Raw genomic sequence first — 20,559 nt, forward strand, 5'->3', positions numbered from 1 at the left:
GGGGATGGCTGCCCGTGCCGACGGCGGTTCACGACCAATTCTGGTAGTACTACTGTGGCGTATGACCACGTTCGCCTCGCCTCACCCGGCATCGTCCACGCTTGGATGCTGCTGTGGCTCGTCGGGATGTGGCTCAGCGAACCGCCCTTGCATGACCGCCACCGATTCTGCCTCACGCGATTCCCGTTCCGCGTCGTCGATCTCCTCACAGCCCGGTGGGAGGTCACGCCCCCGGTCGGTGAAGTAGCCCTCCGGCGTCACCCAGTCGTGATAGAACTCGACATCGGAGTCCTCGATCAGCGTCACGCCGACGGTCGCGCCGTGACCGGCGACGATGATCGCCTGATGCGGCTGTGCGGCCAGCCGCCCCGCGGCGTAGAGACCCGCCACACCCGTCCGGCCACGGTCGTCGGTGTCGACAAACTTTTTCCCCCGATCCAGAATCTCGACGCCATCGATACCAGCGAGAAAGTCGACTGTGTTCTTTGTCGCCGCAACGACGTTGCTCGCGGCGAGCGTCCGGCCGTCTTCGGTTTCGGCGACGAAGCCGCCGGCTGACTCCCAGAGATCGACGACGCGGCCCTCCTGTCGGTCACAACCGGCGCGGTCGGCCTGTTCGCCCATCAACTCCAGCAGGCGGTGGCTGTTGACGCCGGCCGGAAAGCCGGGGTAGTTCTCCAGATGGGCGTTCCGTCGGAGGATCGGGTCGCCGTCGTTGAGAAGCAGGGAATCCAGTTCGGCGCGAGCGGTGAACAGCCCGGCTGACAGGCCTGCGGGGCCACCACCGATGATCAACACATCGCAGTCGTGTGCGGGCGTCATACTGTCCGCACATTAGGGGAGTAGCGTATTATACTCCTCGCACACAGCGCGTTGCTACGCCCGTCGGATCAACCACACCGTCAATCCCAACGCAATCGCCTCAAAGCCGGCCAACAGCACGAACAGCGTCGTCTGCGAGCCGTAGGTGAGCGCGGCCCCTGCCAGCGACGCCCCCAGCGCGCCGATCCCGAAAATGGCGAGATAGGTAAACCCAAACGACAGCCCCCGGTAGGCCGGCGGCGAGTACTTCGCAATCGTCGCCTGACTCAGCGGTTGGAGGCCGAACAGCGCAAAACCCAACGCGACACTGATCGCCAGCAACGTCGGCAGCGACCCCGAAGCGGGGACAAACAACAGCGCGATCACGACGAGCAGCGTCAACATTCCTGCCAGCCCCCGCTCGGGCTCGATAGCGTCGGTGAGTTTGCCGCCGACGTACTGGCCGGCAACACCGACCGCCAGCAGGCCGGCATACAGGTATTTCGAGAGGTCGAACTCGCTGGCCGCCGGGCTGTCGGCAACCGGGCCGATGGCGGCTGCCGGATCGACCGCGAGCAACGGATCAAGCACGTCGCTCAACACCTCCGGCAGGAACGTTACCATTCCCCGATAATACAGTCCGTTGAACAACACGAGCACGAAGACGGTCAGAAAGCCCGTGGTAAACAACCCACCAGAAGCGGTCACAAACGACGCCAGTGAGTCGACATCCGACGCGGTGGCGGTGTCGCTCGCGTCGTCTTTGCCCGCGTCGACAGCGCGCTCGCCGCTCTCATCCTCGCCAGCGGTTCCGTCGTCGTCGATAGCGGCGGTTTCGTCGAAGGTAACCGTCAGGCCGACAGCCCCGGCGATGAACGCCGGGATGGCCAACAGCACAACCGCGAGTCGCCACTCGACGATGACCAACAGCAACGCGGTAAGAAACGGCCCCCCAGCGATGCCGACGTTGGCGGCCATCCCGTGGTAGGCGAAGGCCGCCCCGCGCTCGTCGGCTCCCTTGCTAATCAGCGTCAACCCGGCGGGGTGGTAGACGCTGGCAGCGAGTCCCCAGACCGCCAGCGCGACGGTAATGCCGGCGACGCCGGGCAGCAGCCCCAGCAGAATGAACGCCGACCCCATCCCAAACAGGCAGGCAACGATGAGCCGCCGAGAGCCGAACCGATCGACCAACACGCCGCCGGGCAGTGCGCCGACGCCGAACAGCCCGTAGCCGACGGCGACGACCGTTCCCAGCGTCGCCGATGTAACCGAAAACTCCACGAGCCAGACGGTCAGCAAGATCGGCACCGCTAACTCGTAGGTATGAACCATCGCGTGGCCGGCCATCGCAAAGCCGGTGATCGCCCGGTCGTTGGCGTTCATCGGTCACCGTCGATGACAACCTCATGAGTGGTCACGACACATCGGTATTACTGGCGGTCGTTCAATGCGCTTTTCATTCGTCTCGCGGGCTTCGCCCCGACGGTTGCTGTCACGGTTGGCGACGCCTCACTCGGTATTGCGATGAGTCATCCGTTGCACAGCGTCGGATTGAACCGGCGATGTCGAACCGTCAACGGGGTCGATGCGACCGCGTTCACCGCCCACGTCTGTCCGCCGTGTGTCTGACACTTCCAGTACAGCTTTACCAATCCAGCCAACATATATTTTATAATGGGTTCCTTTGATGACGTTCTTGCTGACATCATGGCAGATATCGACAGCGTGTTCCTCTTTTCGCCCAACGGGGCGTTCTACGAGCGGTTTGCGGACATCGACGATGTTGTTGTCGTCGCCGGGGAGAACACCGTCGAGGCTGAGACCTTCGTTGAACTCCCGATCGAATTCACCGGTATCAGGGATCGCATCCGATTCGGCATCGAGGGGGCGATGGATAATAACCTCGTCGAGGAGGGCAACACCGTCGCCTGCTTCGGTTCGATTTTCGCCGGTGACGCCGACTCGGCTGTCCGGGTACGGGTCAGCGAAGATATGCGGTCGGGCCTCTACGACCTCTTTACGAACTCTCGTGCCGACCCGAACGTCATCCGCGACGTGTTCGATGTCGCCCTTGAACTCGGCCGGAAAGGCCAGAAGGGCAGCCCAGTCGGCGCGCTGTTCGTGGTCGGCGACGCGGGCAAGGTGATGAACAAGTCTCGTCCGCTGAGCTACAACCCCTTCGAGAAATCCCACGTCCATGTCGGCGATCCCATCGTCAACGTGATGCTCAAGGAGTTTTCGCGCTTGGATGGCGCGTTCGTCATCTCCGATTCCGGGAAGATCGTCTCCGCCTACCGCTACCTCGAACCGAGCGCGGAGGGCATCGACATCCCAAAAGGTCTCGGTGCTCGCCATATGGCCGGCGGTGCGATCACCCGTGACACCAATGCAACGGCGATCGTGCTGTCGGAATCCGATGGACTGGTCAGAGCGTTCAAAAGCGGCGAGCTTATACTCGAACTTGATCCAGAGGAGCACTGATCGACGTGTCCGTCCTCCAACTTGTGCTCCCCGACTGGCTGGCGGTCATCTCCACACGCCTGTGGGCTGCCGCCGTGATCGTCTTGTCAGGGATCGTTCTTGGGTATCTGACGATGCTTATGGGTCGTCGCCTGCTGTACCGTCTCGGCATCGACGACGCCGTTGAGGGCACAGCCGTTGAGCGAGCGGCCGGCGAATACGGCACCTCGACGGTCGGCCTCATCACCAAGCTGGCGGGCTACTTCGTGATCATCCTCTCGGTGTTTATCGCCGGCACGTTCAGCAATATTCAGTTTGCTGACCTCTTTTTGCGGGCGGCGGCGGTCTTCCTCCCACAGCTCGCGACCGCGCTGCTCATCCTCGTCGTCGGGATCATCATCGGCGATAAGATCGAGGTGTTGGTCTCCGAACGCCTCCGGGGGATCAAACTCCCTGAGATCGGCGTTATTCCGGCAACCGCCCGCTACAGCGTCCTCTTTGTCGCCACCTTGATCGCCCTCGGTCAGATCGGCGTCGCCACGAACGCGCTGATCGTGCTGTTGGGTGCCTATGCCTTAGCCCTCATCGTCTTCACCGCGATTGCGACCCAGGAACTGCTGGCCTCCGGTGCGGTCGGCGTCTATCTCCTCCTCACGGAACCATACAGCATCGGCGACGAGGTCGCTGTCGCCGGTCAACAGGGGATCGTCCAAGAGATCGATCTCTTTGTCACCCGCATCGAGACCGACGGCGAGGAACATATCGTCCCGAATCGAACCGTGCTTCAGGACGGCATCGTTCGAGTGCAATAACATCCGTCGATTGCTGTACCAGCGGTGTCGCTACTGTCGTCAGCCACGGATTTCGTGTTACACACTACCGCAGCGACTAGCCGCTATCCTCGCCGAGCAGCTGTTTGGAGGCTTCCTCGGCGTCGCCGTTCCCGACCGCGGAGTTCGCCAGCAGTCGACCACCGATCTCAGCGGGGCTGATAACGCGGTCGGCCCCGGCGTGGCGGAGTTTGGCGACGTTTTCTCGCTGCATCGCAGCCGCGAGGACGGTCAGGTCGTCGGTGAGCTGTTTGGCGGTGAGAATCGCCAACGCGTCTTGGGCGTCGTTTTCAGTGGCGGCGATCGCCGCCCGGGCGTCGGTGATTCTGACCTGTTGCAGCGGGGCTTCATCGCTCGGTTCGGCTGTCAACACGGCGATATCGCGCTCTGCGAGCCGCCGGGCCGCAGTCTCGTTTGTTGTGACAACGGCAAACTGGGTCTCGTCGCCGAGATGTTCGATAATCGGTTCGGTCAGATCCCCATAGCCGAGGAGGATCACATGATCGTCGAGGAGGTTGAACTGGCTGTCTGTCATACGTCCGAGTGCTTTCGAGAGTTGGGCTTCGATCGCGGGCGTCAGCAGGACACCGAGAGCGACCGCAAAGGCGGCGACGTTGATCACCAACACCGACACCGAAAACAGCTTACCGAACTCCGAAGTGGCGGTTACGTCGCCGTAGCCGACGGTGCTGGCGGTGACGATGGTGTAGTAGAAGGCGTCGGTCAGCGTCGTCACTCCAGTGAACTCCTCGCGAAGCGCGTAGGAGCCAACCGTTCCATAAGAGATCGCTGTGACGAGAGCCACACCGGCGGCCAACTGCGTTGGTGACGGCGAAAACGAGCGATCAAACCGCGGCCGATTGAGGAGTAATGCCGGCACCGCGATGAGTGATAGTCCGACCAACGGCAGCGAGAACGTCGACACCTGCAGCAGCCCTTGGATCGCCGTGATCGGGAGCAACACGACCGTCGCATACCAGCCGATCCGAAAACGGCTTTTCAGTGCATACGCACCCCCAAGCATCGTAAACCCGGTTAGCGTCCCGGTGAAGCCGACCGTTCGCCGCACCGCTGTCGGCACGACCGCGGCGAGTTCGCTGTCAACGCCGCCGGTCGTGATATGGACGAGGCCGATCATAATCGACAGGATGGCGACGGCGAACGTCAGCAGGATCGACGCTCTGACGCTCACCCACTCCCGTGTCCACGTCATCGAGGTGGCTTCGGGTGGCTGACCACTAATACACCCCGGATTGTCACCACCGACCGAACAGTGCGGCCGTCACAGCCACTACTGACGACTGGCAGACGCCGCGGTGTCGCCGCCGATACGGTGATTCTCGTTATCGACGACAGGGATGTGCCGCTGCTGTCGCCGACTGAGGAGAGTCGGCTGCCGACGGTGCCCGCCGAACCGCAGGCCGACCGCCAGTTTGCAACGCTGCTGGGTGGTGTCGACGAAACGATCTATGCACTTGTCCGTCCGGACGTATCGCAGAGGCTGGAAGCCCGAGCGAAATCGGTCGCCGTTCGGAGTCAGCGACCGAAGCCGACGACACGGCGGCATCGTCGCACGCTGCTCAGGAACCAGCGTCACCCGCACCGTCATTTCTGTGGGTCGCCTCGCCGCCATTGATCGGTTCCGCCGGCACACCCGCGACGGTCGCGCCGGCCGGCACGTCACGCGTCACCAGCGAGTTGGCCGCGACCTGCGCGCCATCGCCGATCTCGACGCCCGGCAGCACCGTTGCGCCCGCGCCGATCATCGCCGCCTCACCGACAACGACATCGCCAAGCCGGTATTCGTCTTGAAGAAACTCATGGCAGAGCAGCGTCGCGTCGTAACCGATGATCGCGTGGTCGCCAACGGAGATGCGCTCCGGCCAGAACACATCCGGTGTCGCCTCAAGCCCCCACGAAACGCCGGTGCCAACGCTTGCGCCCAGCCGACGAAGCAGCCAGTTTTTCAGCCGCAGGCTCGGCGAGATACGGATCAGCCAGACAACCAGATAGTTGCGGACGACCCGCCACGGCGACCGAATCGACGCCCACCCCCACAGCGAGTTGTGCGGGCCGACGGTCGACTGTCGCTGGAGGCGATCGTGGCGGCGCACGTCGTCGCTATCGTCGTGATCGGCTGACGGCACAGCTTGTCTTTTGAGCGGTGGCTACAAAAACATCGAGTGTGCCCTGCGATTACTCGCCGCGAAGCTCGGCCATGTGGTCGATCCGCGACTGAACAAGATCTGGCTTGCCGATATCGTGGCGGATGTGGAACCCCTCACCGGCGGCCGCCAGCGCGCTCTTGGCGATCTCCTCGGCGGCACTGATGGAGCCAGCGCGACCAACAACTGCAAACGAGCGGGATGTCGTCGTGTGTAGCCCGTCTTCGCGGGCGTCGACGCTGGCGTAGAACAGCAGCCCGTCGCCGACCGTCTCCTCGTTGACCTCGATCTTTGCGCCGGCGTCAGGGTCGGTCGGGTAGCCGTCAGGCACCGCGTACTTACAGACCGTCGCCTCACCCGAGAAGTCGAGTTCCGGGAGGTCGTCGCCGTTGCGGGCGGCGGTCAGCACATCGAGGAACGGTGTCTCAAGGATCGGCAGCGTGTTCATCGCCTCAGGGTCGCCAAAGCGGGCGTTGAACTCGACGACCTTCGGCCCCTCTGTCGTCAGCATGAACTGCCCATAGAGGACGCCCTTGTAGTCGGGCACCGCCGCGACCGTCTGCTCCATGATGTCGACGGCGGCTTCGTAGTCGCCGTCCTGCATGAACGGCAGTTGGGAGCCGGTATCGCTGTAACTGCCCATCCCGCCCGTATTGGGGCCTTCGTCGCCCTCATAGGCGCGTTTGTGATCCTGCACGGCTGGTGCCGTTCGCAGATCGCCGTCAGCGACGAAGGCCTGGATCGTGAACTCCTCGCCGATCAATCGCTCTTCGAGGACGACGCCCTCGTAGTCGGACTCCTGTAGATAGGTCTTGGCCTCCTCGCTGGTCACCTGATCGCCGATGACCTTCACACCCTTCCCGCCGGTGAGGCCGACCGGTTTGACCGCCAAGTCGCCGTCGTAGTCGTCGATGAACTCGCAGGCGGCGTCCATGTCATCGAAGGTCTCGAAGACCGGACACCCTGGGATGTCGTTGTCCTGCATGAACTGCCGCTGGAACGCTTTATCGGTTTCAATTCTGGCCTCCGCAGCCTGTGGGCCGAAGGTGTAGATCCCCGCCGCGTCGAGTTCATCAGCGACACCTGCTTGCAAGCCGGCTTCCGGGCCGACGATGGCGAGGGTTGCGTCGATCTCTTCGGCGTACTCGCGGATCGCCTCGGCATCGGTGCCGTCGATCTGCTCGAACCCATCGGCGAGGTCGGTGATGCCGGGGTTGCGGTTGCCGGCAACAGCGTACAACGAACAGTCAGGAGCCAACGCGCGGGCGATCGCGTGTTCGCGGCCGCCACCGCCGACTAACAGCACGGTTTCACTCATACCCGAGAAAGACAGCGGCCCGCGTGTAAGTGTTACTTTGTCCGCTCAACAGGCAGCATCGGCCGCGAACTACTGCTCAAATGGGTTGTCGAGCACGACCGTCTCGTCGCGGCCGGGGCCGACGCCAACCGCATAGATCGGCGCGCCGACCGCCTCGCTGATGTAGTCGAGATAGGCTTGAGCGTTGGCCGGGATCGCATCGTACCCCTCATCGGCGACCGCACTCCAGTCGACTTCCGCCCACGGCTCGAAGGATTTGAGCACGGGCTCACAGTCGCCCCACCGTTCGGTCGTCGCCGGCATCGTCAGCAGTTCCTCACCATCGAGTTCGTAGGCGTGGCCGACGTTGATCGCATCGAGGCCGGCCAGCACGTCAATGTGGTTGACGGCGATGCCGGTAAAGCCGTTTGCGCGGGATGCGTGCCGCAACATCGGCATATCGAGCCAGCCGATCCGTCGTGGTCGGCCCGTTACGGTGCCGAACTCGCCGCCTTTCTCGCGGATGAAGTCCGCCAGCTCCTCTTCGCTGTCGGTGCCGTCGAGTTCGGTCGGCAGCGGGCCGGTGCCGACCCGGGAGAGGTAGGCCTTCACGATGCCGACAACCTCGCCTTGGCCGATGACTGTCGGCGCGACACCGGAGCCGACGGCCGCGCCGCCGGCGGTCGGATTTGAGGAGGTGACGTAGGGGTAGATTCCGTGGTCGATATCGATGGAGGTACCCTGGGCACCCTCGAAGAGGAGTTCGTCGTCGCCGGTGTGTTTGTCGCTGAGGAACTCGCCGGCGTTGACGGTCATCGACTCCGATCTGAGCCGCTCGCCGTATTCGCGGTAGGTTGCAAAGAGATGGTCGATATCGAAGGCGTCGGCGTGCTCGGAGTCTGCGATGTCGAGCCCGTAGATCTCCTCGGCGATGGCCCGTTTCTGCGGAACGGCGTATTCGAGGCGGTCGCGCAGCACGTCGGGATCAAGAAGGTCGCCGACGCGGATCCCGCGGCGACCCGCCTTATCCTCGTAGGTTGGGCCGATGCCGCGACCCGTGGTGCCGGCCGCGAGATCGTCGTCGCTTTTGGCCTCCTCCTCGATCCCGTCAAGAACGCGGTGATACGGCAGGATAACATGGGCTCGGCGAGCAAGTCGCACATCCGGGTCAAGCCCTTGCTCGCGGAGGGTATCGAGCTCGTCAAACAGTGTTTCGGGATTGATCACACAGCCGTTGCCCAACACGCCGACCTTCCCGCGGATCGCCCCGCTTGGAACCAATGAGAGCTTATACTCCGTCTCGTCTTGGACAACAGTGTGGCCGGCGTTGTCGCCGCCCTGATACCGGACGACGACATCGCTGTCCCCGCCCCAGATGTCGACGAGCGCGCCCTTGCCCTCGTCGCCCAGCTGGGAGCCGACGATAGTTACGGTCATAACGACTGTGGATTTCCAACCACCGGGTAAACAGATTACGGTACATCGCCCCGCCCAGCCGGGAGATGGGTCACCGTTGTTTAAACACATGCCGGCTGTGTTGTCGACCCCCTGTTGGCCATCTCATTGCGGGTGCCCACCGTGGGAAGTCCGTATGACACGACGATTCCGCCTGTTGCCGTTGTTGTAACCCGAAGTGTTAATTCCTCTCACGACGACCGCCAACTATCGATCAGTCCGCTGTCCGACAGCAACACTTAAATCACGCCAAGACAAGTTAGCACATGTCATGATTGACCGACTCGAAAAAGAAGTCGACATGCTCGAACGGCATCTCCAAGTGCTCCGGATGGTCATCGAAAACGAGCCCATCGGCATCGTTAAGATGTCCAACGAGACCGGCTACCCCCATCATAAGGTTCGGTACTCCCTGCGCGTCCTCGAAGAGGAAAACCTCATCGAGCCGTCCAGCCAGGGCGCGATTCAGACCGACCACACCGAGGAGTTTGTCGACGACCTCGATAACAAGATCGACTCCATCGTCGACAAGCTGCGGACGATGCGTATCGACGACACCGCCGAGATCGAAAACTGACGCGTTCGATTGGTCGCTTGCGCGCTGTGGTGTTCTACGCTGTTTTGTGCCGCCCGTGGTAAAACCCGCGACCGCGTCGATTACAATTCGGGCTTCTGGAGCTCAAACCCGCCTTTGATCCGGTCGACAAGACAGAGGTGGAAGCCCTGTTTGCGGGAGATATTGACGAAGCTTTTGCCGCCGCTGCGGCTAAACAGGCCGCTGCCGGTCGCGTCGTCGGCCATCTCGTAGGCGTCTTCGGTAAAGTAGCTGCTTGTCACCGCAAAGCTGGCGGCGAAGCTGTCGTTGCGCTCTCTGAGGGCGTTGCCATCGCGGATCAGCCCCTCGACCAACTCCGCGCCGACCGGCTCTTTTGCGCTATCAAAGTTGGCGACACACAGCGGCTTGCCGCGTTTATCGCGAACAACACAGTCAAATTCGTGTTCGACGGCCTCGTCGTCCTCGTCGGTGCCGAGTTCGATCGTCCCGCGCAGCTCGGCCCGATCGATCGCCGGAATCATCTCAGCGACCGCGCTGAGCGCGGTTGTTCCGCCTGTCGCCCGGAGTTCGAACAACAAGTCGGTCACCAGCCACTCCGCGAAGGCAACCTCGATCCGGTCGGCAAGGAACGTCTCGAAGGGGGTGCCATCGACCTCCAGGCCCGCCGTTTCGAACGTCGTGTGGGTGTCGAGTCGAATATTCGCCGCCACATCCTCCTTCGATGCCTCGCCGTCGTGGGCGTCGGCAAGCGTCGCTTCACCCTTCGAATCATAGCGAACAAACAGGTTGGTTCCCGCAAGCGCGCTGGCGGGATCCATCGTGCGGCTCGGCGTCGTCGATGTGCTATCGACCGTGTCAGTTCCGCCAGCTGACACAGCGGCGTCCAGTTCAGCTTCGAGCTCTTCGATCCGCTCTTTGGCGGCCGCCAGATCAGCTTCGAGCTCATCGATTCGCTCCTCGGCGACCGCAAGCTCTTCGCGGGCGTCGTCACGTTCGGCGGCCAACTGCCTGTGTTTTTGCTCGGCCTTCTCCATTACCTCCTCGGCCTTCCGGAGCCGTTGTTGGAGCTGCTTGCGTGAGACGCGACCGTCCGACCGGGTGACTGTCTGTTGGCCACCGCCACCACCGTGCTCGGCACTGTCGGCGCGGGTTCCGCTCCCGTTGTCGGCTGTGTCGTCGCTGGGGTCAAGCGACGGGATCGTTGTTGTGTTCCGCCAGGCCGCCTCCTCCTCGAAGGGTTCGGGATCTGTCGTGGTGGTACCTGCTGCTCCGGTGTCAGCTGGTGTGGGTGTCGCTGTCGACCCGGTGTCGGCTGTCGACGCCGAATCAGCTGCCTCACCAGCATCGACCGTCGATCCGTTGCTGTCGACTGTCGATTGATCCATCTCATCGTTGTCGTTGCTGGCCGCTGTCGCGCCGGTTGGATCGATGCCGCCGGTTAGCCCCGATGGTTCCGCGTTAGCCGACTTCTCATCGTCGGTGTCAGCCGCGGTCGTCGGTTCTGTTTCATCCTCGTCGGCGTCGGCTGTGGTTGTCGGCTCCGCATCAGCATCATCTGTTGCGGTTTCGTCGCCTGCCGTGGTGTCGTCAGCCGGCCCCGCCTGTGGGATATCGATCGCGCCCCGACGATGACCACCCGCCGCGGGGTCGGTATCGGTGGTCGTCGGTGGTGACGTGTCGGCCGTTGTCGACGCGCCGTCGTCGGTGTCTCTGGTATCGGTTTCCTGCTCGTCGGGGGTTGCCGGTGTGGGCTCACGCTCGGGGAGATCGATCACGTCGATGTCGGCGGCGTACACATCGTAGATGCCGACCTCGTCGTTGGCGCGATCAAACGCCTCCTCGTCGGTCAGCAGTTGGCGGCTGTTGCCGACGAAGGCGACGCTCATCGAGCGACCACCGTAGTAGACAATGTAGTAATCCCCCGACAGGACGTTCTCCGACAGCTCAATGTAGCCGGTGAAGTTGCCACCTGCGAGCGTCGAATCGGCCTCGGCGATCGCCGTCTCATTGGTGTAATACTCCGCCTGCTTCTCGTTGTCCTGTGTCTGCATCGTATACAACAGGGGGAGGGCAGGCGTCGGGGCTTCGTAGGCAGTCTGGGCTGCCGCATCGAAGGAACCAAGCGAGCCGTCGCGGATCCCGACCAGCCGGCCGTTGAGCATGAATCCCCAAGCGTCGCCGGCGGTCACCGCACCGGAGAACTCCGCGTCGGCGAGGTCGTGGAGGCCTGCGTACCCTGTGCCGACCGGAACCGTGTCCCATTCGGTGACTGCAGTAACTATCTCGCTATTCATTTGGTGTACCGACGCCCGAGACGCATAAAATACTTTCCAGAGCGTCGGACGTTGGATTCAGGCTTGTTTGTGTGGAAAATACCTGCTGTCGAAAGCGAGCGTGATTCAAAACCGTGTTTCGACGCCGGTTCTGACCCGCTCGACGCGGTCGGGGTCGTAGATCCACATACTCCGCCGGACGTTCGGGGTAGTCTCGGTGAGTCGTATACCGCACGCCTGCCGTATTCGTCGTCACGCCGGGAGAGCCGCTGGAACGTGGATTAATTATCAAAGGTGCGATCGAGGAGGCTTCCAAGCGGCTGGGGCTCAGTTCGGTTTACTAGAACCAGCGTCTTCGCCTGTCTGCCGGCAATTTCGTGGATAAACCCCGACAGTGAGTCTGGCAGCTCATAGCTCATCGCGGTCGTCGCGGCTGTCGATATATAAACCGGTGCGGCTTCCTGCTCGCGATTATAGAATAGCGAGGCGAAAACCCACGACTTCAGTCGTGGGTAGCTCAAATCGAGTCTTTTGGCGCGCGATCGATCGCGTTGAACGCGGCTTCAAAGTCGTCTAACTCCTCGATGAGCTCACTTTGGTCGGCCCGGAGTGTCTCAATACGCTGGGTGAGCGCTTGATACTCTGTGGACTCTGTGAGCTCTTCGGTGGATTTCTCGGCTTCGAGAACGCTCACCTTTGAGGTCGCTTGGAACAGCTTCTGGACGGTCTCGCCGTACTCGCGGGCGGTCAGCTGGTGTTCAATCGCCTCCAGCAGCGTCTCCTTGCCGACCGGCTTACAGAGATAGTCGTCGAAGTCCATATCGACAATGTCGACATCAGGGTCGATCGCGGTCACCATCACAACGCGAGCGTCCGCATCGGCCGTGCGCACACGCTGGAGTACCTCGTCACCGGTGAGCCCCGGCATCCGGCGATCTAACAGGATCACGTCGATGTCGCCGTCGAACGCATCAAGTGCCTCCTGTCCGCTGTATGCGGTGTGGACGGTGTACTGTTCCGCGAGTCGGAACGCATAGAGATCGGCGACATCGCGTTCGTCGTCGACAACAAGCACCGTCGCGTCGTCGGTAGAGCTAGCAGACATGAGTATCGAGTGCCTTGGTCATGCCCAAAGCGGGGAGCTACGATCTTTATACTTCCGCTACGCCGGCATCGTTGCTGTCACACAGCCAACACCGCGTACACGAGTAAGAACCCAAAATAGAGCAACACGAGCCCGCCGAGGGCGATAATCCGAAACCGTGTGAGTGCTGCTTCCTCCTGTTGGTAGGCGTCACGAAACGCCTGTTGGTCAACGTCATCCAACCGCTCGTAATGGTTGAGCCCGAGATGAAGCTGATACTGGTCGCCGGCCGGCAGTTCGAATCCGCAGTGTGGACATCGTCGCGGCGTCTCGCTGTCGGGGACGTGTGTCTCCGGTTGTGGCTCGGTGGTGGCCTGTGTGTGACTGCTATCGCTGCTATCTCCGCCGTCGCCGTCAGCCATTCCGGTCGCCATCAGACCCCACCTCCGCCGAGGAACGGTGGTGAGACCGTCGGCGTCGTCACGATCCAGAGGCTGATAATCGTATAAGCGATCATCACCAGCGTGATCCCATACTGGCTTTTGATCGCCTCCAGTCGGCCGGGCAGGAGTTCGTAGGCCGCGGCGTGGGCGATCCACACCGCAATGAAGTGGCCGAGCAACACGAAGGCGAGTTCAAGCCCCGAGATCCAGCCGGGCAGCGTCGTCAACACTGGCGGCTGCTGGGGTGGCGACAGCGGGCTCGCGGCGACAACGGCGAGTGAGGGAGCCAATCCGAGGATGAAGCCGAGATTGTGGGCGATGTGGTAGCCGGCGGCGATCGCCACCAGCGACGGCGCGAACCGCTCGGCCAACGCCGCCTGGGTGATGTAGGTACGGCCAAACCGCCGGGCGAGGCCGATCGCCCACCAGAACGCGGCGACAAACAGCCCGAAACCGGCGAGATACGCGCCTAGATAGCCGACCAGCGGCGGCACACCGACCTCGACGACCGCGGTGATAAGACGGGCCCAGAGCCCGGTGCCAACGAAGCCATCGAAGGTCGTCACATAGAGCACCGCGACGACGAAAACAGTCTCCGCACGACCCGACAGAGCGTCGGGAGCGGTCAGCGCGCCCCCGGGCAGCCGAAGTGACAGCCCGCCGTCAGTCCGTTTGAGCGGTGCGAACTGACCAAACAGCGCGAACACCCGTGAGATCGGATCGACGCGGCCGAACCACGTGTCGGTGCCGTAAACCACGCTGCCGGCAGCGGTGACAGCCGTATACGCTACAATCGTCGTCGCCAACAGTCGTGGATCATCGGCCAGCGGACTGACCACCTCGACCCAGATGAGCGCGAGTAAGCCGGCGACACTGGGCCACGCGCCGAGTCGGTCGGGATACGGTCGATCCAGCGATGGCAGCAGCGATGCCACCGTACGGAAGGGGTTCAGCACCGGCCACGTGTTGCCGATGAGATACGTTGAGGCGACATAGCCACCCCACCAGCCGACCCAGACGGTGAGGATCGCCAGATTCCGATACCCCGTCTCCGGGCCGAGATAGCCGATCCCAACGGTGGCCGCCACCACCGCGATCCCGACAAGTTGGCCACCGAGGCTGACCAGCCGGCCCGGTGCGGGGAGTGTGAATCCCCAGTCGTGAACCGACCGCATGAACGCCCGATCGGTGACAAACGACGCCAGCAGAAACGATGCGCCGACCGTGCCGCCGCCGGTCGTCAAGAAGAGCCAGGTTGGCACCTCGACAGAGCTCGTCGACCCGCGGAGGGCGGCCGCATGGGCGATCGCTGGCTCCGAGAGGAGTGCGATCAGTGGAGCCCCAATCGCAGCGAGACATCCCACCCGCAGGGCCATTCGTTGCCAGCGACCCTCAGCGTCTGTGGTCGGTCGTCTACCACCGCGTTCAGTCATTGTCGTGGGTAGAGCCAGCCGGCAGGAGTAGCTTGCGGAACAGCGGAAGCAACGCGTCGGTGGCGACGCGACGGCCCCCGGTCTCGTGTCACACATGCGGGTAAGAGGATTTTTAATCACACACTCGCAACGAGGTAGTATGAGTACCGAAACGGAGGACGGACACGACGACCACCACCTCCCGGCGGTCGAAGACTGGCCGCGCGGCTTCGGCGAGGCGAGTTGGTGGCCGTTTGTGACCGCACTCGGGGCGGCTGGTGTCTACATTGGTGTGGCACTCTGGATTATCGGGGATGCGATCAGCCCGCTGCTTGGGCCGGCGGCAATCGCCGGCAGCGTCGGACTGTTTCTGCTTGGCATCTACGGCTGGCTGTATCACGCGTTTATTACGAAGTTCTGGAGCCGGGATACGAGCGAAAACGGCCATGCGTCGCTGCGATGGGGAATGATCGCGTTCCTCGGCTCTGAGTTGGCCACCTTTGGGGCGATCTTCAGCTACTACTTTTACTTTCGTGCGGGCGCGGAGTGGACGCTGCCGTCGACAACGCCGGATCTGATCAGCTCGCTGATCCTCGCTAACACGGCGATCCTGATCGCCTCCTCGTTTACGCTCCACTGGGCCCACGTTGCCCTACGCGACGGTGATCGAACGAATTTCCTGCGTGGGATGGGGCTGACGATCCTGTTTGCGGTCGTCTTCCTTGGCGGGCAAGCACTCGAATACTTCGAGTTCATCGGCGAATACGGCTTCACGTGGACACAAGGGGTTTACTCCTCGGCGTTCTTCGGGCTGACCGGCCTCCACGGGCTCCACGTCGGGCTCGGCGCGGCCATCCTGGGGATCGTCTTCGCGCGTGCGATGTACGGCCAGTACTCCGCTGAACGACATCTTTCGGTGTCAACGGCGTCGATGTACTGGCACTTTGTCGACGCCGTCTGGATCTTCCTCGTTGTCGTCCTCTATGTCGGCGCGGGTCAGGCGTAGCGACTCGTTTAGGACTGTTTTTTACCTCGGTGCTCCGTCTCGGCTGTGTCACACCAGCGACTGTCGACACCGACGGCCTACGGCACCCGGATCAGGTGATCGATATTGTGCGCCAGATAGGTTAGCTCCCTGCGGTCGATCTGGGCGTGTCGTTGTCGCGTCCACGCGCGGATCGCGTCGTCGCTGACGGTGTCGATTGCGGCCGCAGGTGTCTCCGTTAGCAACGCGTTTTCCATCGTGTCAACGATATGGCGGAGAAACATCGCCTCATCCGCTGGATAGCCATCATCGCTCGGTGTCACAACCCAGTCGGAGCCGCCGACTGCGAGATGGTCGACACCGGCGGCCGGCAGCTCGGTACACAGCCGGCGGCCGGTCTGGCTGCCCCCCGGCCGGTCGGGGGCATCCATCGCGGCATGAAAGCCATCCAGCAGGGTCGTTGTCAACTCTGGGTCGTCGACCGGGCGAACGTCGGTGACGCCGTCGAAGGTGATCGGGAAATAGCCGAGCCCGCCGCCTGAAACCAACGGAAACAACGTTTCGGCGACCTGCGCAAACGGGACGATATCGAGAAAGGCCATCCCGATTAGCAGATCGAACTGCGGATCGGCTGCTGTCGGATCATGACGGTCGGCTGCGAGCTCAAAGGCGTCGCCGGCGTGGAGCTCGACTGTGAGTTCTGCATCGTCGGTTGTGAGCGTGAACTCTCGGCGACCGGTCTGCTCGAAATCGCCGTCCGTCAGGCGGTCGCTTGCCGCCGCGATGTTCGCGTCGTCGATGTCGACGCCGACATACTCAACCGGTGAGGGAAGTCCGTCCCATTCGCGGAGTCGTTCCAGCATTGTGCCGATCCCAAAGCCGACCTCAAGAATTCGAACTGGCCTCTCCTCGCGGGCCATCGCTCGCGCGTCCAGTTCGTTGATGAGGCGGTCGAAGGTTGGTCGGTGGAGCGAGCGGTCATCGACCGACCGCTTGGCGTCGAGATACGTGGTAAAGTCGGTGAATGAGCGGGACACGTCGTGTGGTTAGTCGGCGTCGGCAGGGGTTTGATCATCCGCCGCGTCGGCGGCGGTTGGCTCGTCGGCTGCCTCGGCGTCGTCGTCCGCGAGCGGGGGCAGTGGCTCCTTGGCCACCTGTGTCCCCCACATGCCGGGGTATTTTTCGACAGTCACGTCACCCATGACCTTTGTCTGGCAGGCCAAGCGGAGGTCGTAGTTTGGGTGATGTGGCGGCACCAACAGGCGACCTCTCTCGCGGATGCCCTTGTCGCTGACCTCGCCGTCGACCTTGACCGCGCAGGTGCCGCAGTTACCGAACCCGCGGCAGTTGAGCACCGTCGCCTTGCCGTTATGCGGGGTCAGATCTGCATCCAACAGCACATCTCTGAGCGTCGCACCCTCTCGGCATTCGATCTTCTCACCGCGGAAGTGAACAGTCGGCATACTCATCTCAACGGGGTGGCTCCTCAAAGGCTTACCGACAGGCTGTTGCTGTCTTTCGGTCTCAACGAAGCTAAATATCGCCACGACAACACCGTTGTATGCCACCAACGCGACGCGCGTATCTCACGACTGTCGGGACGGTCGCCGCTGTCGGCCTCGCCGGGTGTACTGGTGACGGCGGAGCGTCCGACACAACGGCGATCGATACGTCGTATGCGTGTGAACTCACCGAGCGCGATCCCGTTGCAGCGCTGTCTCAACCTGTCGATGGTTCGAGCGACGCCACGGTCACCGTGGATGTGTTCGAGGATTTTGCCTGTTCGCACTGTGCGGATTTCGCCACCGGCGGACTCAGCCAACTCAAAGCCGACTATCTTAACGGCGAGACCGTTCGCTTCCGCCATTTCGATTTCCCGATCCCGGTCTCCGAGTGGTCGAACCGAGTCGCCAACGCCGCCCGGAGCGTTCAACAGACACAGGACGACGCGGCATTCTTCGAGTTTAGTCTTGCGGCGTATGAGAACTATTCTGACTACTCGTGGCAGCTTGTCGGCGATCTCGCTGAGGCGGTCGGTGCCGATCCCTGTCGCGTGTTGAGCGATGCCAGCAACGCTACCTACGAGCAGGTGGTAAGCGCAAACCGACAGACCGGCGTCGATCGGGGGGTCGAATCAACCCCCGGTATCTTCGTCAACGACCCACTGATCGAGCCGCCCGAAAGCGGTAGCTGGTATGAGCCGGTGCGCAGCGAGATCGAGTCGCACCTGTAGGGTTACGCCGTGTCCGCCCCTGTTGGCGTCGGAAACGCCCGCAGTGATCGCGGCGGAATAAGGAAGTTGCCGCGGTTTTCGACGAAGATGTAGCGGAAGATCCCGTTTTTCACCCGCGGATCGATCTCCGGGTTGTCGGCAACGATGTCCGTTCCGTTCATCGCTTCCTGTACTGCCTCGAACTCGCTGATCGCCTGTTGGTAGGAGGGGAAATGCAGGCTGGCGTTGTCGTTGTCGGTCGATTCGACGTGGCGACGCAGCGTGCGGACGTTACCCTCGCTGTCGCGGTTGCCGCGGGCAGCCTTTTCTGCGTGGCCGACCACCCCGAACTCATCGGCGGTTTCGTCGGTCGCCTCGTAGATATCGCCTGTGATCCCACTGTCATCGCCAAGATTTTTGCCGACGCCTTCAACCGCCCCAGACTCGGCGAGCTGTGGGCTAAACAGCTTTTTTACCATTTCCTTGTGACTGTTTTCGGTGTACCACTTGTCGAGTTGCTGGCGGATCCGGGCGACGTGTTTCGTGGTGCCGCCGGCGAAAGGGCCATCCTCGACGGCTACTGACGCCTCGCTGGCCTGGTTGGCCGCAAACCCAGCTTTGAACCCCATAAACAGCGGTGCAGCCTCAGGAACCGGGCCATCCTCGGGAATCCCGCCGACACCCTGGTTGGCGGCTGGCAGCCCCGGCCCGATGAACCCCGTTCGGCGATCGTCGATCCGGAACACATCGCCCAGCCGCCCTCTCACCGCAACACCGTTGAGCGTTTCTGGGCCGTCGCCGCCGTCCGCAAACAGCGCTTCCTCGACCGCCAGCAGGGCGTCGCTGCGATCCGACGCCAGCTGCAGGAGGGCGTCCTGTTCGTCCAGCGTCGGTGTATCGACTGGGGTGAGTCCCTGTGGCGGCGGGAGATCGACTGACGCCGGTAGCGACGCCTCAAACCGGTCGAAGTACGCCGGCGAGTAGCCGAGATCGAAAACAACGCCGCGGTTGCTCCGCTCGTAGGCGCGTTCGATCGTTCGCAGGGCGGCGGTTAGCCGTTCGCGGTCGGCGTCGGTGGGGGTTCCATCGCTGCCACCCTCGCCGTCGTAGGTGAGATACAAAAATAGGTGGTGCTCCGGGAGGACAACGTTGCCTGCCTCGTCGCGATCGAGGCTGTCGTTCCAGGCAAACTGGCGATCGGGGAGGGTCTTGGGATCGTCAACGCCTTTCGGGATCGGCTCGTCGCCGACGGCCTCCAGACAGGCCGACAGCGCGGCCGCGCCACCGGTCGCCAACGCCGCCTTCAGTACGTCCCGGCGGGACGCAGACGTATCAGGCAGTGCCATACCTGTTGTAGTCGACTGCGCCAAATATGGGTTCTGGTAGTCGTTCCCATGGGTTTCGTCGCCCACACCAGAACTCGTTTGATCGTCGCCCAGCTAGACCGCGTATGGAACGACGACAGTTTCTTGCCACCACAGCGGCCGGACTGACAGCCGGTGCTGCCGGCTGTGTTGATTCGTTTACCTCTCTCGATGGCGTAAGCTATGGGCGGGAACCCGAACTTGTCGCCGACCGCCCGGCGGCGATCTACTATCCAACCCACACCGAGGAGATGGCTATGGGCGGGATGGCACAAACCGACGATGGGGTGGCGGTCTCGCTGTCCTACACCTTCCCTCATCGGTTCTGGCGGGTGTTCAAACGTGAGGGGCGCTACGAAGCCGACCGGTTCAGCGTCGACGGCGACGACGCGGTTCATATCATGGCGACTATCTGGGACGCCGAGACCGGTGTCGTGTTACCGGTCTCTAGCGTCGACATCGCGGCCCGCGGCGGCAACAACGTCGACGAACGCGAGACGGTGTACCCGATGCTCTCCCAGCGCATGGGCTTTCATTACGGCGACAACTACCATCTCGACGGCGACGACACCTATACGGTCAACGTAACCGTCGGCGCAACGACGGCCCGCCGGTTCGGCGAGTTTGCGGGTCGATTCGGCGAGCCCCAGACGGTCACGATCGACCTTGATTACAGCGAGGCCGCTCGCAACGAACTCGCCTACGAAACCTACGAGAATCGACAGGGCGACCCGGGCGCGCTGTCGCCTATGGATATGGAGATGAACGGGATGTCGATGCCGACCGGCAGCGTCCGCGATCTTGGCGGCACCGCCCTCGGAACGGGACGCGCCGATGACATTCGGTATGCAGCCGCCGTCCTGACCGATGACCGATTCGGCGACGCGCCGTATCTCGCGGTCACCGCGGCGACGCGGTACAATGAGCTGGTGATCCCGAGTATGGGGCTGGCCGGGACGCTCACCGACCCGAACGGTGAGACCGTTGTTGCGGACACATCCTTAGCACCGTCACTGGATCCCCAACTCGGCTTCCACTACGGCGCGGCTGTCCCCGGTGCGACCGGTGAGGAGACAGCTACGGTTGATGTGACAACGCCGCCGCAGGTTGCCCGCCATGAGGGCTACGAGACCGCCTTCTTCGAGACACCGACCGTCGATCTATCGTAGCCGGCCGCCGACTCCGACCACACGACAACAAGTTCATTCCGCACACCGCCCAC

Annotated in this window: 21 protein-coding genes; 8 read left to right on the top strand and 13 right to left on the bottom strand. The window is 62.7% G+C overall.

The features are described 5' to 3' along the window. Nucleotides 1-81: 81 nt before the first annotated feature. Together DP106_RS03590 and DP106_RS03595 are read right to left on the bottom strand one after the other, a co-directional pair. Nucleotides 82-822 carry an NAD(P)/FAD-dependent oxidoreductase gene (locus DP106_RS03590; RefSeq protein WP_120083449.1) on the bottom strand — a complete coding sequence of 247 codons (741 nt, stop codon included), beginning with the start codon at nucleotides 820-822 and terminating at the stop codon, nucleotides 82-84. Nucleotides 823-876: 54 nt separating this feature from the next. After that, nucleotides 877-2,184, bottom strand: coding sequence for an MFS transporter (locus DP106_RS03595; RefSeq protein ID WP_120083451.1), 1,308 nt, complete (start codon nucleotides 2,182-2,184; stop codon nucleotides 877-879). 27 nt (nucleotides 2,185-2,211) lie between these two features. Between DP106_RS03595 and DP106_RS03600 the strand changes: the two genes are divergently transcribed. The 3 genes from DP106_RS03600 to DP106_RS03610 are packed head-to-tail and all read left to right on the top strand — an operon-like array spanning nucleotide 2,212 to nucleotide 4,073. After that, on the top strand, nucleotides 2,212-2,430 hold the full coding sequence (locus DP106_RS03600; RefSeq protein ID WP_120083452.1) for a hypothetical protein: 219 nt from the start codon (nucleotides 2,212-2,214) through the stop codon (nucleotides 2,428-2,430). 45 nt (nucleotides 2,431-2,475) lie between these two features. Then, nucleotides 2,476-3,282, top strand: coding sequence for a diadenylate cyclase DacZ (gene dacZ / locus DP106_RS03605; protein ID WP_120083453.1), 807 nt, complete (start codon nucleotides 2,476-2,478; stop codon nucleotides 3,280-3,282). A 5-nt stretch (nucleotides 3,283-3,287) separates the two neighbouring features. Further along, a complete protein-coding gene (locus tag DP106_RS03610; protein ID WP_120083454.1) occupies nucleotides 3,288-4,073 on the top strand; it encodes a mechanosensitive ion channel domain-containing protein in 786 nt (261 codons plus the stop codon). A gap of 76 nt (nucleotides 4,074-4,149) precedes the next feature. Here the strand turns inward: DP106_RS03610 and DP106_RS03615 are convergent, their stop codons facing one another. After that, a complete protein-coding gene (locus DP106_RS03615) occupies nucleotides 4,150-5,304 on the bottom strand; it encodes an NAD-binding protein (RefSeq protein WP_120083456.1) in 1,155 nt (384 codons plus the stop codon). A 60-nt stretch (nucleotides 5,305-5,364) separates the two neighbouring features. Between DP106_RS03615 and DP106_RS15490 the strand changes: the two genes are divergently transcribed. After that, nucleotides 5,365-5,727, top strand: coding sequence for a hypothetical protein (locus DP106_RS15490; protein WP_133305093.1), 363 nt, complete (start codon nucleotides 5,365-5,367; stop codon nucleotides 5,725-5,727). Here DP106_RS15490 and DP106_RS03625 read toward each other — a convergent pair. The 3 genes from DP106_RS03625 to DP106_RS03635 form a co-directional block, all read right to left on the bottom strand. After that, nucleotides 5,672-6,238, bottom strand: a complete 567-nt coding sequence (locus DP106_RS03625; protein WP_120083459.1) for an acyltransferase — start codon at nucleotides 6,236-6,238, stop codon at nucleotides 5,672-5,674. The genes DP106_RS15490 and DP106_RS03625 overlap by 56 nt on opposite strands. Before the next feature lie 49 nt (nucleotides 6,239-6,287). Continuing rightward, the gene (gene purD / locus DP106_RS03630; RefSeq protein ID WP_120083460.1) at nucleotides 6,288-7,574 is read right to left on the bottom strand and encodes a phosphoribosylamine--glycine ligase; all 1,287 of its coding nucleotides are present in this window, start codon (nucleotides 7,572-7,574) and stop codon (nucleotides 6,288-6,290) included. Nucleotides 7,575-7,643: 69 nt separating this feature from the next. After that, on the bottom strand, nucleotides 7,644-8,990 hold the full coding sequence (locus DP106_RS03635; RefSeq protein ID WP_120083462.1) for an adenylosuccinate synthase: 1,347 nt from the start codon (nucleotides 8,988-8,990) through the stop codon (nucleotides 7,644-7,646). 289 nt (nucleotides 8,991-9,279) lie between these two features. On the opposite strand from DP106_RS03635, the gene DP106_RS03640 reads away from it, so the two are divergent. Next, a complete protein-coding gene (locus DP106_RS03640) occupies nucleotides 9,280-9,585 on the top strand; it encodes a hypothetical protein (RefSeq protein WP_120083464.1) in 306 nt (101 codons plus the stop codon). An 80-nt stretch (nucleotides 9,586-9,665) separates the two neighbouring features. Here DP106_RS03640 and DP106_RS03645 read toward each other — a convergent pair whose 3' ends face one another. From DP106_RS03645 to DP106_RS03660, 4 genes are all read right to left on the bottom strand, one after another. Continuing rightward, nucleotides 9,666-11,858 carry a DUF7527 domain-containing protein gene (locus tag DP106_RS03645; RefSeq protein WP_120083466.1) on the bottom strand — a complete coding sequence of 731 codons (2,193 nt, stop codon included), beginning with the start codon at nucleotides 11,856-11,858 and terminating at the stop codon, nucleotides 9,666-9,668. Nucleotides 11,859-12,354: 496 nt separating this feature from the next. Further along, a complete protein-coding gene (locus DP106_RS03650) occupies nucleotides 12,355-12,942 on the bottom strand; it encodes a HalX domain-containing protein (protein WP_120083467.1) in 588 nt (195 codons plus the stop codon). Between the two features lie 77 nt (nucleotides 12,943-13,019). Further along, nucleotides 13,020-13,355, bottom strand: coding sequence for a hypothetical protein (locus DP106_RS03655; protein WP_120083468.1), 336 nt, complete (start codon nucleotides 13,353-13,355; stop codon nucleotides 13,020-13,022). After that, a complete protein-coding gene (locus DP106_RS03660) occupies nucleotides 13,355-14,740 on the bottom strand; it encodes a hypothetical protein (RefSeq protein WP_120083470.1) in 1,386 nt (461 codons plus the stop codon). Before DP106_RS03660 ends, DP106_RS03655 begins: the two co-directional genes overlap by 1 nt. A 196-nt stretch (nucleotides 14,741-14,936) precedes the next feature. On the opposite strand from DP106_RS03660, the gene DP106_RS03665 reads away from it, so the two are divergent. Next, nucleotides 14,937-15,782 carry a cytochrome c oxidase subunit 3 gene (locus DP106_RS03665; RefSeq protein WP_120083472.1) on the top strand — a complete coding sequence of 282 codons (846 nt, stop codon included), beginning with the start codon at nucleotides 14,937-14,939 and terminating at the stop codon, nucleotides 15,780-15,782. Between the two features lie 77 nt (nucleotides 15,783-15,859). Here DP106_RS03665 and DP106_RS03670 read toward each other — a convergent pair whose 3' ends face one another. Next, nucleotides 15,860-16,798: a methyltransferase domain-containing protein gene (locus DP106_RS03670; protein ID WP_120083474.1), complete on the bottom strand. Its 939-nt coding sequence runs from the start codon at nucleotides 16,796-16,798 to the stop codon at nucleotides 15,860-15,862. A gap of 9 nt (nucleotides 16,799-16,807) precedes the next feature. Continuing rightward, nucleotides 16,808-17,224: a 2Fe-2S iron-sulfur cluster-binding protein gene (locus DP106_RS03675; protein ID WP_120083475.1), complete on the bottom strand. Its 417-nt coding sequence runs from the start codon at nucleotides 17,222-17,224 to the stop codon at nucleotides 16,808-16,810. Between the two features lie 98 nt (nucleotides 17,225-17,322). Between DP106_RS03675 and DP106_RS03680 the strand changes: the two genes are divergently transcribed. Next, nucleotides 17,323-17,994, top strand: a complete 672-nt coding sequence (locus tag DP106_RS03680) for a DsbA family protein (RefSeq protein ID WP_120083477.1) — start codon at nucleotides 17,323-17,325, stop codon at nucleotides 17,992-17,994. A gap of 2 nt (nucleotides 17,995-17,996) precedes the next feature. On the opposite strand, the gene DP106_RS03685 is transcribed toward DP106_RS03680, so the two are convergent. Next, nucleotides 17,997-19,313, bottom strand: a complete 1,317-nt coding sequence (locus DP106_RS03685; RefSeq protein ID WP_120083516.1) for a DUF7405 family protein — start codon at nucleotides 19,311-19,313, stop codon at nucleotides 17,997-17,999. 110 nt (nucleotides 19,314-19,423) lie between these two features. On the opposite strand from DP106_RS03685, the gene DP106_RS03690 reads away from it, so the two are divergent. Continuing rightward, on the top strand, nucleotides 19,424-20,506 hold the full coding sequence (locus tag DP106_RS03690) for an iron transporter (RefSeq protein WP_120083479.1): 1,083 nt from the start codon (nucleotides 19,424-19,426) through the stop codon (nucleotides 20,504-20,506). The last annotated feature ends 53 nt before the right edge of the window (nucleotides 20,507-20,559 follow it).

Origin of the sequence: Halonotius pteroides (genome assembly GCF_003605635.1) — an archaeon.
Taxonomy (GTDB): Archaea; Halobacteriota; Halobacteria; order Halobacteriales; family Haloferacaceae; genus Halonotius; species Halonotius pteroides.